Origin of the sequence: Ramlibacter sp., from assembly GCF_035548915.1 — a bacterium.
Lineage (GTDB): Bacteria > Pseudomonadota > Gammaproteobacteria > Burkholderiales > Burkholderiaceae_C > Ramlibacter.
This window is the reverse complement of record NZ_DASZSE010000033.1, coordinates 16,777-28,363: the sequence shown is the minus strand read 5'-3', so window position 1 is coordinate 28,363 and position 11,587 is coordinate 16,777. Positions and strand designations below refer to the sequence as shown.

At 67.9% G+C, this 11,587-nt stretch carries 14 protein-coding genes and 1 tRNA gene; 3 read left to right on the top strand and 12 right to left on the bottom strand.

The features are described from left to right. From VHA82_RS12610 to petA, 9 genes are all read right to left on the bottom strand, one after another. A partial coding sequence (locus tag VHA82_RS12610; protein ID WP_325544096.1) for a polymer-forming cytoskeletal protein occupies positions 1-471 on the bottom strand: 471 nt, incomplete at its 3' end. Positions 472-490: 19 nt separating this feature from the next. Continuing rightward, positions 491-952, bottom strand: coding sequence for a polymer-forming cytoskeletal protein (locus VHA82_RS12605; protein WP_325544094.1), 462 nt, complete (start codon positions 950-952; stop codon positions 491-493). A 20-nt stretch (positions 953-972) separates the two neighbouring features. Further along, the gene (locus tag VHA82_RS12600) at positions 973-1,305 is read right to left on the bottom strand and encodes a hypothetical protein (protein WP_325544092.1); all 333 of its coding nucleotides are present in this window, start codon (positions 1,303-1,305) and stop codon (positions 973-975) included. A 134-nt stretch (positions 1,306-1,439) separates the two neighbouring features. Beyond that, positions 1,440-1,515: transfer RNA gene (locus VHA82_RS12595), tRNA-Thr, on the bottom strand. A gap of 58 nt (positions 1,516-1,573) precedes the next feature. Further along, on the bottom strand, positions 1,574-2,083 hold the full coding sequence (locus VHA82_RS12590; protein ID WP_325544090.1) for a ClpXP protease specificity-enhancing factor: 510 nt from the start codon (positions 2,081-2,083) through the stop codon (positions 1,574-1,576). A gap of 17 nt (positions 2,084-2,100) precedes the next feature. Further along, the gene (locus VHA82_RS12585; protein ID WP_325544088.1) at positions 2,101-2,712 is read right to left on the bottom strand and encodes a glutathione S-transferase N-terminal domain-containing protein; all 612 of its coding nucleotides are present in this window, start codon (positions 2,710-2,712) and stop codon (positions 2,101-2,103) included. Positions 2,713-2,797: 85 nt separating this feature from the next. Then, entirely contained in the window at positions 2,798-3,553 is a 756-nt protein-coding gene (locus VHA82_RS12580; protein ID WP_325544086.1) for a cytochrome c1, read from the bottom strand. Between the two features lie 17 nt (positions 3,554-3,570). Next, positions 3,571-4,974 (bottom strand): cytochrome bc complex cytochrome b subunit, encoded by a 1,404-nt coding sequence (locus tag VHA82_RS12575; protein WP_325544084.1) that lies wholly within the window; start codon positions 4,972-4,974, stop codon positions 3,571-3,573. 8 nt (positions 4,975-4,982) lie between these two features. Continuing rightward, positions 4,983-5,582 carry a ubiquinol-cytochrome c reductase iron-sulfur subunit gene (gene petA / locus VHA82_RS12570; RefSeq protein WP_325544082.1) on the bottom strand — a complete coding sequence of 200 codons (600 nt, stop codon included), beginning with the start codon at positions 5,580-5,582 and terminating at the stop codon, positions 4,983-4,985. A gap of 147 nt (positions 5,583-5,729) precedes the next feature. On the opposite strand from petA, the gene mscL reads away from it, so the two are divergent. Next, a complete protein-coding gene (mscL, locus tag VHA82_RS12565; RefSeq protein WP_325544080.1) occupies positions 5,730-6,173 on the top strand; it encodes a large conductance mechanosensitive channel protein MscL in 444 nt (147 codons plus the stop codon). 12 nt (positions 6,174-6,185) lie between these two features. On the opposite strand, the gene pdxA is transcribed toward mscL, so the two are convergent. Continuing rightward, positions 6,186-7,205 (bottom strand): 4-hydroxythreonine-4-phosphate dehydrogenase PdxA, encoded by a 1,020-nt coding sequence (gene pdxA / locus VHA82_RS12560; protein ID WP_325544078.1) that lies wholly within the window; start codon positions 7,203-7,205, stop codon positions 6,186-6,188. A 94-nt stretch (positions 7,206-7,299) separates the two neighbouring features. Next, entirely contained in the window at positions 7,300-8,058 is a 759-nt protein-coding gene (locus VHA82_RS12555) for a Nif3-like dinuclear metal center hexameric protein (RefSeq protein ID WP_325544075.1), read from the bottom strand. Between the two features lie 113 nt (positions 8,059-8,171). Here VHA82_RS12555 and VHA82_RS12550 point away from each other — a divergent pair, with 113 nt between their 5' ends. Together VHA82_RS12550 and VHA82_RS12545 are read left to right on the top strand one after the other, a co-directional pair. Then, complete coding sequence (locus VHA82_RS12550; protein WP_325544073.1) at positions 8,172-9,464, top strand: diguanylate cyclase domain-containing protein; 1,293 nt, start codon at positions 8,172-8,174, stop codon at positions 9,462-9,464. A gap of 40 nt (positions 9,465-9,504) precedes the next feature. Next, on the top strand, positions 9,505-10,671 hold the full coding sequence (locus VHA82_RS12545) for a Do family serine endopeptidase (RefSeq protein ID WP_325544070.1): 1,167 nt from the start codon (positions 9,505-9,507) through the stop codon (positions 10,669-10,671). A gap of 23 nt (positions 10,672-10,694) precedes the next feature. Here VHA82_RS12545 and tatC read toward each other — a convergent pair whose 3' ends face one another. After that, positions 10,695-11,474 (bottom strand): twin-arginine translocase subunit TatC, encoded by a 780-nt coding sequence (gene tatC / locus VHA82_RS12540; protein ID WP_325544067.1) that lies wholly within the window; start codon positions 11,472-11,474, stop codon positions 10,695-10,697. Between the last annotated feature and the right edge of the window lie 113 nt (positions 11,475-11,587).

Below are 11,587 nucleotides of genomic sequence, written 5' to 3'. Positions count from 1 at the left end.
GGCGTTGAGGTCGCTGCCATTCACCTGGATGCGGAAGTAGCGCACGTGGCCCGACACGTTCGCGGACTCGTGCAGGGTGACGCTGCCGCCCGTCGCATCCAGCAGGCCTTCGGTGCGGCCCATGATGGAAATCTGGTCCGCGCAGATGTCGCCCTTCACGAACCCGGTCTCGGTCACCACGACGGAAGTCTTCGCGCCCGGCGCGCGCTCGAGGTTGCCTTCGAAGCGGCCCTTCACGGTGCAGACGCCGCTCACCAGCGCATTGCCCGCGAAGCCGAGGCCCTCGGCGATTTCGCTGCGGGGCGGCTCGCGCGGTTCGCCCCGCTGCGCGGGCGCCATCTCGCGCTGCGGAGCGAGCACAGGCGGTTTGCGCCCCGCCGCGGGCATGCGGTTGCCGAGCGGCACGACCGCGGGACGCGGGCCGCGCGCTTCGTGGGGACTACTCTCGGCCGGTTCGTTCGTGTCGGACATGTTCGCTCCTCGCGCCGGGTCAGGCGTTGCGTATCTTCACCGGACGGTGCGCCGGGGGCTCTCCCAGTGTCAGGCCCTGCTTCGGCGGCTCGTTGCGGCGCGCCGTCGTGAATGGGCCGCGGATGTCGGCACCTTCATACAGGATGAGATGGTAGGCCGTCAATGTTCCCGTCGTCACGCCGGTGCTCGCGACGTAGAGAGTGCCATGGCATTCGAGCAATGTATCGTCGGGCGCGGCGGCCGTTTCGCCGACGCGGCCGAACACGTACAGATCGCCCTCCACGCGCAGGCGGCCCGTGAGCATGCCGTCGCCCAGCACGATCACGGGGCCGCGCACGTAGATGTCGCCCCCGAGCCGCCCCTGCACCAGCACGCCGCCATGGAAGTCGACGCGGCCGAGGATCTCGGTGCCGGGCGCCACGCGGTTGACGATGTTCATCGCCACCGGATCGATCGTGAGGATGTCGTCGGAGCGTTCCATCGTACTTCGCGCGGCGCGGATCAGAGCATGCCCGCGCGCATCATCCAGGCCGCGACGAGCTCCGCGGCCAGCAGCGCGAGGCTCGCGCCCGCGAGCATCATCGCGTGACGCTCGAGCCACAGGCGCAGCCGGCTCGGGCGCCCGCGCACGACGGCGAGCCACTCGTCACCCGTGCGCAGCGTCCACCATTCGCGCCAGCCCTGCGTGATGCGGTACGAACGTTCGGCGAGGCCCACCTGCACGCCCTCGCGCTGGTACGCGGACTGGCCGGCGCGCTGCCCGAGGGACACGCTCATCGGCGGCCCCACGATGGAATAGGTGAGCGTGGCCTCGACGGGATCGGCGAGCTTCATGGCGTCCGAGTCTACCGCTGTGCTCGCCCACCGGCCAATGCCGCGCGACTGAGGGATGTTGCGTATTGCCTGAGCCGCGCAAGCCGGTAACGCACGCGTGAGCATCCGCAACCATGTGAGGCCGCCCGGAGATCTGGTGCCGGTTATCTGACTCGAACAGATGACCTACCGCTTACAAGGCGGTTGCTCTACCAACTGAGCTAAACCGGCGCGCCATGCCGCCTGGGTGAGCGGCAACGACTGAGGCGATTCTAGGACCGGCGCACGGCTATTTCACGCGCTTGAGCGCCGGCCTCGGCCCCGAGGGCGGACGCGGCGGTTCCGGCTCCCCGGGCGGCGCTTCCGGATTGACCAGTTGCACCACCTTGCCCTCCTCCCCGTGCGTGCCTGCCGCCGGCACGCTCGTGAGCGGGGACGGCTTGCCCGCGGATGCTGTCTCCTCTCCCGGTGACGACGCCACCGGCACCGGAAACGCCATGCCCTGCCCGTTCTCGCGCGCGTAGATGGCGATCACGCGGTTCACGGGCACCATGATCTCGCGCGCCGTTCCGGCGAAGCGCGCCTTGAACTCGATGAACTCGTTGCCGAGCTTCAGCGACGAGGTGGCGTCGAAGCTGATGTTCAGGACGATCTCGCCGTTCTTCACGTATTCGCGGGGCACCTGCACCGTGTCGTCGACCAGCACCGCGACGTACGGCGTGAAGCCATTGTCGGTGCACCAGTCGTACAGTGCCCGGATGAGGTACGGACGGGTGGAGGTCGATTCCAGCGCGTTCATCGTCGGTGCAGGACGCCTTACTTCCGCATCACTTTCTCGGACGGCGTGAGCGCTTCGATGTAGGCCGGACGCGAGAAGATGCGCTCGGCGTACTTCAGGAGCGGCGCCGCGTTCTTGGACAGTTCGATGCCATAGTAGTCGAGGCGCCACAGCAGCGGCGCGATCGCGACGTCGAGCATCGAGAAATTCTCGCCCAGCATGTACTTGTTCTTGAGAAAGACCGGGGCGAGCTGCGTGAGCCGGTCGCGGATGTGGCTGCGCGCCTTCTCGAGCGCCTTCTCGTTCGTCTTCAGGTGGCGCGACTCCAGCGTCGACACGTGCACGAACAGTTCCTTCTCGAAATTCAGCAGGAAAAGCCGCACGCGCGCGCGGTCCACCGGGTCGCCGGGCATCAGCTGCGGATGCGGGAAGCGCTCGTCGATGTACTCGTTGATGATGTTCGACTCGTACAGGATCAGGTCGCGCTCGACCAGGATCGGAACCTGGCCGTACGGATTCATCACGTTGATGTCTTCCGGCTTGTTGTACAGGTCGACGTCGCGGATTTCGAAGTCCATGCCCTTTTCGAACAGGACGAAGCGGCAGCGGTGGGAAAAGGGGCAGGTGGTTCCCGAGTACAGCACCATCATGGCGGTGGGCTCCTAAAGGCGATAAAGGCGAAAACACGGTCCGGCGCTCGCTCGGACCGTGTGGCGCAACTGGATCAGGTGGGGCCTAGTGAATGTCTTTCCAATAGGCCGCATTCAGGCGCCAGGCGAAAAAGGTGAATACGCCGAGGAAGATCAGCACCCACACGCCCACCCGCACGCGGCTATTTTGCGCCGGCTCGGACATCCACGTGAGGAAGCCGACCAGGTCGCCCACGGCCTCGTCGTACTGCAGCGTCGTCATCGTTCCGGGGCTCACCTGCTTCCAGCCCTTGAACACCTCGACCTTCTGGCCGTGCTCTTCCTCCTGCTCGAACTCGGGCTGGCGCTCACCCTGGAGCTGCCACAGCACGTGCGGCATGCCGACGTTCGGAAACGCCAGGTTGTTCCAGCCGGTGGGCTTGGCGGGATCGCGATAGAACGTGCGCAGGTAGGTGTAGAGGTAGTCCGCGCCGCTGCCGCCATGGCCGGAACGGGAGCGGGCGATGAGCGAAAGATCGGGCGGGTTCGCGCCGAACCAGTCCTTGGCCTGCTGCGGATCGATCGCCGACTTCATCATGTCGCCGACCTTGGCGTCGCCGAACACGAGGTTGTCCTTGATCTGCTGCTCCGTGAGCCCGAGGTCGCGCATGCGGTTGTAGCGCATGAACTCGGCACTGTGGCAGTTCAGGCAGTAGTTGACGAACAGACGGGCGCCGTTTTGCAGCGCCGGGAGATCGTTCGTGAGGTTGGGCGCCTTGTCCCAGTGGAAGCCTTCCTCGGCGGCGCGCGCGCCCGCCGCGAGGCCGAAGGCCATCATCACGATCAGGATGAACTTTTTCATTTCGTCGTGGCTCCGGGTCAGTGCGCGAAGGTGATGCGCTCGGGCACCGGCTTGAATTCACCCATGCGCGACCACCAGGGCATGAGCAGGAAGAAGCCGAAGTAGTAGAGCGTGCCGATCTGCGCAATGAGCGTGCCCGAGGGCGACGGCGGCTGCGTGCCCAGGTAGCCCAGCACCAGGAAGAACACGACGAAGATTCCGTAGAGCGCCTTGTGCCAGCCCGGCCGCCAGCGGATGGACTTGGCGGGGCTCGCGTCGAGCCAGGGCAGGAAGAAGAGGATGATGACCGCGCCGCCCATCAGCACGACGCCCCAGAACTTGGCGTCGAACGTGAGCAGCAGCGCCACGGCCACCGCCGCGGCCGCCGCCACCACGATCTTGCCGATGGTGCCCTGGCGGCCCTTGATCAGCGCCGCGATGGCCGCGAGCACCACCACCGCGCACAGCACGTAGACCATCACGTCAGTGGTCGCGCGCAGCATCGAGTAGAACGGCGTGAAGTACCACACCGGCGCGATGTGCGGCGGCGTCTTCAGCGGGTCGGCGGGAATGAAGTTGTTGTATTCGAGGAAATAGCCGCCAACCTCGGGCGCGAAGAAGATGATCGCGCTGAACACCATCAGGAAGATGCCCACGCCGAAGATGTCGTGCACCGTGTAGTACGGGTGGAACGGGATGCCGTCGACCGGGTGGCCGGCCGCATCCTTCGGGCCCGACTTGATCTCCACGCCGTCCGGGTTGTTGGAGCCGACGTCGTGCAGCGCGAGCAGGTGCGCGGCGACCAGACCGATGATCACGAGCGGAATCGCGATCACGTGGAAGCTGAAGAAGCGGTTGAGCGTCGCGTCGCTCACCACGTAATCGCCGCGGATCAGGAGGGCAAGGTCCGGGCCGATGAAGGGAATCGCCGAGAACAGGTTCACGATCACCTGCGCGCCCCAGTAGGACATCTGGCCCCAGGGCAGCAGGTAGCCGAAGAAGGCCTCGCCCATCAGCGACAGGAAGATCGCGCAGCCGAAGATCCAGACCAGCTCGCGGGGCTTGCGATAGCTGCCGTAGATCAGGCCCCGGTACATGTGCAGGTACACGACGATGAAGAACGCCGAGGCGCCCGTCGAGTGCATGTAGCGGATGAGCCAGCCCCAGGGCACGTCGCGCATGATGTACTCGACCGAGCCGAACGCGAGCGCAGCGTCGGGCTTGTAGTGCATCACGAGGAAGATGCCCGTCACGATCTGGATCACGAGAACCAGGAGCGACAGCGAGCCGAAGAAATACCAGAAGTTGAAGTTCTTCGGAGCGTAGTACTCCGACATGTGCTTCCGGTATTCGGAGAACATCGTCGGGAACCGGTTCTCGAACCAGTTCGTGAGCTTTTCGCCCATGCTGGCGTTCGGTGAGATTTCCTTGAATTCAGCCATGGTGCTTCCTAGGCCTTCTGGTCTTCGCCGATGAGCAGGCGCGTATCCGACAGGTACATGTACGGCGGCACTTCGAGGTTGTCGGGCGCGGGCTTGTTCTTGAACACGCGGCCGGCGAGGTCGAACGTCGAGCCGTGGCAGGGGCAGAGGAAGCCGCCTTGCCAGTCGTCGGGCAGCGACGGCTGCGGACCGGGCTGGAAGCGGTCGGTGGGCGAGCAGCCGAGGTGCGTGCAGATGCCGACGAGCACGAGCAAATCTTCCTTGCGCGAACGCCACTCGTTCTTCGCGTAGTCGGGCGTGGGAAACGCGGTGCGCTTGGAGTCCGGGTCGGCCACGAGCGAGTCGGTCTTCTTGAGCGACGCGATCATCTCGGGCGTGCGCTTCAGGATCCACACCGGCTTGCCACGCCACGCGACCGTCATCTTTTCGCCGGGCTGCAGGGAGGAGATGTCGACTTCCACCGGAGCGCCGGCGGCCTTGGCGCGCTCCGACGGCTCGAAACTGCTCACGAAGGGAACGGCTGTCGCGATGCCGCCCGCGACGCCGACGCAACCGGAGGCGATCAGCCAGGTTCTTTTGCTGGCATCCACCGGGGTGTTGCTGCTCATGGAGTCCTCAAGTTTCTGCTGAATCAGGGTCAACCCGCGATTGTAGCGGAGCGGTTGCGCCGGATTCAATGCGGGCGGCCGCGCCGGGCCCGCGTTGCGTGGCCGTTAACATCGCGCCTCGACCGGAAACAAGAAGGAGCGCGCGCCATGGGCATGCTGCACGAGTTCAAGCAATTCGCCGTGAAGGGCAACGTGGTGGACCTCGCGGTGGGGGTGATCATCGGGGGCGCCTTCGGCAAGATCGTCGACTCGCTCGTGGGAGACGTCGTGATGCCGGTCGTGAGCCTTCTGATCGGCCGGCTCGATTTCTCGAGCCACTTCATCGCGCTGCGCGACGTGCCCGCGGGCGTGCCGATGACGCTCGAGGCGATGAAGAAGGCGGGTGTGCCGGTGCTCGCCTGGGGCAACTTCGTGACGGTCGCCGTGAACTTCGCGATCCTCGCGTTCGTGATCTTCCTCATGGTGCGCGCGATCAACCGCATCCGCCGCGAGCAGGAAGCCGCGCCGGCGGCCGCCGAACCCGCGCCGGAGCCGCAGGACGTGAAGCTGCTGCGGGAGATTCGCGACGAGCTGCGCTCGCGCGCTTCCTGACCCACCCGACGGCTACCCGACAAGCCTTCGCGCCATCCGCACCGCCTCCACGAGGCTCGACGCGTCGGCTCGCCCCGTCCCCGCGATGTCGAACGCGGTGCCGTGATCGGGGCTCGTCCGCACGAAGGGCAGCCCGAGCGTCACGTTCACGCCCTGTTCCACGCCGAGGTACTTCACGGGAATGAGCCCCTGGTCGTGGTACATCGCGACCACCACGTCGAATTCGCCCTTCCTCGCGCGCATGAAGACGGTGTCGGGCGCGAACGGGCCGTGCGCATCGATGCCGCGCGCTCGCGCATCCGCGATGGCGGGTGCGATCGCATCGATCTCCTCGCGGCCGAAGAGCCCGCCTTCGCCCGCGTGAGGATTCAGCCCCGCCACCGCGATACGCGGTTCACGGCCGAGGAGCCTCGCAAGCGACGCGTGCGTGATGACCAGCGTCTGCAGCACGCCGTCGCGGTTCACCGCGTCGAGGGCTTCGCGCATCGACACGTGAATGCTCACGAGCACCGTGCGCAGTTCGTCGTTGGCAAGCATCATGCGCACCGGCACGTCGCCGGCCGTGCGGCCGAGATGCCGCGCGGCTTCGGCCTGCAGCAGCTCGGTGTGGCCCGGATACGGCACGCCCGCCGCGGCGAGCGCTTCCTTGTTGAGCGGCGCCGTCACCACGGCCTCGATCTCGCCGCGCAGCGCGGCGCGAGCAGCCCATGTCACGCAGTCCGCGGCAATGCGCCCGGCTTGCGCGCTCACCCGCGCCAGGGGCGGCAGCTCACGGCCGCTGGCCGCCTGCACGAGCGGCAGGCATCGGGGCGGAACGTCGAACGCCTCTTCGGGCGAATCGAGCACGGCGACCGGCCACGGCGGAAGCGTTCCGCAGACGATCGCCGCTGCGCGCCTCAGGCACTGCGCGTCCCCCGCGACGAATGCGCCGCGCATGAGGTGCGGCTCGGCGGCGAACGCCTTCGCGACGATCTCGGGGCCGATGCCGGCCGGGTCGCCGAGCGTGATGGCAAGAGGTCGGTGCTTGCTCACATGAAAACCAACGGGTTAATATCGACGCACAAAGAAAGGAAATCGTATGGGAGGACTCAGGGCGGGCGGCCACTGCCGCCTGATCGATCGTGGCTCACGCCGGGTTGTCGATGTCGATGAACCGGTGCTCGATGCCCAGCTGAGACGCCACGCGAGCTGCCACGGCCGGTGCGCCGTAGCGCTCGGTCGCGTGATGGCCACAAGCGATGAAGGTCACCGCGCACTCGCGCGCGTAGTGCGTCTGCGGCTCCGAAATCTCGCCGGTCAGGAAGGCATCGGCGCCCGCCGCGATCGCCGCCTCGAAGTAGCCTTGCGCGCCCCCGGTGCACCACGCGATGCGCTCGATCGGCCCGCGCGCGCCCTCCACCGCGGTCACACGGCGCCCGAGCGCGAGCTCCGCGTGTTGCGCGAGTTGCCGCGTGTCGGCGAAGGCGGTGCCGTCCACGCGCCTGCCGATGAACCCGAGGTCCTGTTCGCCGAAGCGGCCGTCGGCCGCGAGCCCGAGCTGAAGCCCGAACCTCGCGTTGTTGCCGAGTTCGGGATGCGCGTCGAGCGGAAGGTGATAGGCGAAGAGGCTGATGTCGTTCGCGAGCAAAAGCGCGAGCCGCTGCTTCATCCAGCCCGTGACGCGGCCGTCCTGTCCGCGCCAGAAGAGCCCGTGGTGCACGAACACCGCGTCGGCGCCGTCTTCGGCCGCGGCCTGCAGAAAGGCGAGGCTCGCGGTCACGCCGGAGACGAGGCGGCGCACCTGAGCGCGGCCCTCTACCTGCAGGCCGTTGGGGCCGTAGTCCTTGAAGCGGCCCGGTTCGAGCAGCGCATCGAAGGCGCAAAGAAGGGAGTCGCGCTGTGCCATGGCGCATTCTCGCCGAGCGCGCGGGGTGGGGCGGACGAAGCAGACGCGGCATGTGCGGCATGTGCGGCAGGTGCGGCATGTGCGGCAGGTGCGGCCGTCATGGGAGCGGCCGCATGACCGCCATCGAGCTGATGATCTGGAGCATGGCGCTCGGCGCCATCGCGGCGGTGGGCATCGCCCGCGCGGCGGACGCCGGCATGCGGCCGAGCCTGTCGCAGCTGCGCGCCGTCGGCTACCACCTGGCCGTGTTCCTGCTCGTGCTGGTCGAAAGCGGGGCGCTGAAGGAAGCTTTGTCGGCCACGCGCCAGCAGTTCCTCGTGGTGCAGGTGCTCGCGGGCCCGGCCTGCGTCGCGCTGTCGAACCTGTGGGTCCAGCGCTGGCTCGCGGCGCACCAGAGGGACCGCGCGATGCTGATCGGGCTGCGCGCTTCGGCCCTCGTCCTCTCGCTCGCGGGTCTGGGCGCGCTCGCCCTGCCGGCGCACGAGCAGCTCGCCTTCGCGGTCACGCTCGCCCTGGGCGGCAACATGGTCACGCTGTGGGCCACGGTGCGCGCGACGCTGCTCGGCGACCGGCTCGCGCCGGTGATGGGCACGGGCTGCGCGCTCACGCTTGCCGCGATCGCGGGCCTCTACGCGGTCGCGATGGATGGCGAGGACTTGAGCGCGGCCGCGCACGCGGCCATCGCATTCTGCGCGGCGGCCGCCAACGCGATCACCGGGCTCGCGCTGTGGCGGCGCGACCGCCAGGAACGCGAAGCTCACTCGCTCGACGCCGGGGCCACGGGCTTCGATCCCGTCACGCGCCTTGCGACCGGCACGGAGCTCGTGCGCCGCATCGTCGTCGCGCTCAAGCGCCGCGCGCGCACCAAGCGCCAGGGCGCGGTACTCGCGATCATGGTGTTCGACCTCGAGCTGCTCGCGCGGCAGATCGGCACCGCCGGCGTGAACGAAATGTTCGTCGTGCTCGCGGGCCGCATCCAGCGGCAAGTCGGCGTCGTGAATCCCGTCGGCCGCTACTGGGACCGCTGCTTCGTGGCGCTGCTGGAGTCGATCCAGTCGCCCGGATGGCTGCGCACGCTCGGCCTGCGCGTCTCCGCCAGCCTGCGCCGGCCGATCGAAGTCACGGGCCTCGGCGGTGCGCGCGTGCAGGTGCGGCTCGAAGCCGGCATCGGCATCGTGCACCTCTCGACGCGGCCCGCCGCGGTGGAGGACATCCTGCACGACGCCGAGCGCATGGCCGAAGCGGCAAGGCGCATGCCTTCGCGCGCCGCCATCATGGATCGGCGCACGGGCCAGCCCGTCCCCGTCGAGGCGGCCCCGCTCGGGCCGCGCAGCAACCGCTACGGCAGAGAAGTACCCCAGCCGCTCCCGACGCCCGCGCGGTCGAGCGCCGAAAGCGGCGCCTGAGCCGAGGCCGCGCTGCTGGCGGCCGTCTACACTCGGGGCGATGCGACGCTTCTGGCTTCTCTTCTCGCAGACCGTCACCGTGCTGCTGGCGGCATACTTCGTCGTCGCCACGCTGAAGCCCGAGTGGGTGTCCAGGCGTCCGGTCCTGCGATCCGACACCGGCGTGGCGCTCGTGGAAGCGCCTGCCACGGCGAATGGGCCGGCGCCCCCGGGGAGCTTCCGCAACGCCGCGATGAAAGCATCGGCGGCCGTCGTGAGCGTGAGCACGACCAAGGCGCCCGAACAGCATCCCTACGCCAACGATCCCTGGTTCCGCTTCTTCTTCGGCGATCAAGGCGCCGGCCAGCCGCAGCAGGGGCTCGGCAGCGGCGTCATCATCAGTCCGGAGGGCTTCATCCTCACGAACAACCACGTGGTGGAGGGCGCCGACGAAATCGAGGTGCAGCTCAACGACAGCCGCAAGGCCCGCGCGAAGGTGATCGGCACCGATCCGGAAACAGACGTCGCGGTGCTCAGGATTTCGCTCGACCGGCTGCCCGTGATCGTGCTCGGCAACTCCGATGCGCTGCAGGTGGGCGATCAGGTGCTCGCCATCGGCAACCCGTTCGCGGTCGGCCAGACGGTCACGAGCGGCATCGTGAGCGCGCTCGGGCGCAATCAGCTCGGCATCAACACCTTCGAGAACTTCATCCAGACCGACGCCGCAATCAATCCCGGCAACTCGGGCGGGGCGCTGGTGGATGTGGAGGGCCGCCTCATCGGCATCAATACTGCGATCTACTCGCGCACCGGCGGCAACATGGGCATCGGCTTCGCCATTCCGGTGAACACGGCCCGGCAGGTGCTCGAAGGCATCGTGAAGGAAGGCGTGGTGACGCGCGGCTGGATCGGCGTGGAGCCCGCCGAGCTCACGCCGGAACTCATGGAGACGTTCGGGGTGAAGGCGCGCGAAGGCGTGCTCATCACGGGCGTGCTGCAAAACGGCCCCGCCGCGCGCGCCGGCATCCGCCCGGGCGATGTGATCACCGACGTGGGCGGCAAGCGCATCGCGAACGTGTCGGAACTCCTCACGAACGTCGCGGGCCTGAAGCCCGGAGCGCCCGCGCAGTTCCACATCCAGCGGCGCGACGAGCGTCTCGACGTCACCGTCACCCCGGGCAAACGGCCGAAGCCGCGGCAGCTGCAGGAGCAGCAGCAGCAACGCTAGGCATCCCCGCGTGCGGCAGCCGGCTAGCGCGCTTCGCCCGCTTCTTCCGGCGACTTCGTGTTCTTGATGAAGATCTGCGCCGCCCAGATGCCCAGCTCGTACAGCAGGCACATGGGAATCGCGAGCGCAAGCTGCGAAACGACGTCGGGCGGCGTGATGATGGCCGCGACGATGAACGCGACCACGATGAAGTAGCCGCGCCACTCCTTCAGCTTCTCCACCGAGACGACGCCCATCCGCGCGAGCACGACCACCACCACCGGCACTTCGAAGGTCGCGCCGAATGCGAGGAACATCGTGAGCACGAAGCTCAGGTAGGCCTCGATGTCCGGCGCGGCCGTGATGCTCTTGGGCGCGAAGCTCTGGATGAACGCGAAGACGCGGCCGAACACGAGGAAGTAGCAGAACGCGATGCCGGCCACAAAAAGGATCGTGCTGGAGATGACGAGCGGCAGCACGAGCTTCTTCTCGTGCGAATAGAGCCCGGGCGCGACGAAGGCCCAGAGCTGGTAGAGGACCACCGGCAGCGCAAGCAGGAAGGCCGCCATGAGCAGGATCTTCAGCGGCACCACGAACGGCGAGATCACCGAGGTCGCGATCAGCGTCGCGCCGTGCGGCAGGTTGGCGATCAGCGGCGCGGCGAGCAGGTCGTAGAGGTGCGCCGGGCCCGGATAGATCGCGAGCACCCCCGTCGCCACGGCGATCGCGGCCAGCGCCTTGATGAGGCGGTCGCGCAGCTCCATGAGATGGGCCACGAACGGCTGCTCGGTGCCGGCGAGTTCGTCTTCGGGTTCAGTGGCCATTGCAGTCGGCGCGAGGCCTCGGGTCCATTCGCGTGCCAGCGCGGAACCGGCTTTGCCGGGCCGCCGGTGGCGCCCCCCTGTGGGGGGAGGCGCCGCAGGCGCTTCGGGGGGGA

What these genes read in the sequence shown, in the direction of transcription:
- VHA82_RS12605 (WP_325544094.1), bottom strand. Translation starts at nt 952, where the DNA reads ATGGAACGCTCCGACGACATCCTCACGATCGATCCGGTGGCGATGAAC.
- VHA82_RS12600 (WP_325544092.1), bottom strand. Translation starts at nt 1,305, where the DNA reads ATGAAGCTCGCCGATCCCGTCGAGGCCACGCTCACCTATTCCATCGTG.
- VHA82_RS12590 (WP_325544090.1), bottom strand. Translation starts at nt 2,083, where the DNA reads ATGAACGCGCTGGAATCGACCTCCACCCGTCCGTACCTCATCCGGGCA.
- VHA82_RS12585 (WP_325544088.1), bottom strand. Translation starts at nt 2,712, where the DNA reads ATGATGGTGCTGTACTCGGGAACCACCTGCCCCTTTTCCCACCGCTGC.
- VHA82_RS12580 (WP_325544086.1), bottom strand. Translation starts at nt 3,553, where the DNA reads ATGAAAAAGTTCATCCTGATCGTGATGATGGCCTTCGGCCTCGCGGCG.
- VHA82_RS12575 (WP_325544084.1), bottom strand. Translation starts at nt 4,974, where the DNA reads ATGGCTGAATTCAAGGAAATCTCACCGAACGCCAGCATGGGCGAAAAG.
- petA (WP_325544082.1), bottom strand. Translation starts at nt 5,582, where the DNA reads ATGAGCAGCAACACCCCGGTGGATGCCAGCAAAAGAACCTGGCTGATC.
- mscL (WP_325544080.1), top strand. Translation starts at nt 5,730, where the DNA reads ATGGGCATGCTGCACGAGTTCAAGCAATTCGCCGTGAAGGGCAACGTG.
- VHA82_RS12555 (WP_325544075.1), bottom strand. Translation starts at nt 8,058, where the DNA reads ATGGCACAGCGCGACTCCCTTCTTTGCGCCTTCGATGCGCTGCTCGAA.
- VHA82_RS12550 (WP_325544073.1), top strand. Translation starts at nt 8,172, where the DNA reads ATGACCGCCATCGAGCTGATGATCTGGAGCATGGCGCTCGGCGCCATC.
- VHA82_RS12545 (WP_325544070.1), top strand. Translation starts at nt 9,505, where the DNA reads ATGCGACGCTTCTGGCTTCTCTTCTCGCAGACCGTCACCGTGCTGCTG.
- tatC (WP_325544067.1), bottom strand. Translation starts at nt 11,474, where the DNA reads ATGGCCACTGAACCCGAAGACGAACTCGCCGGCACCGAGCAGCCGTTC.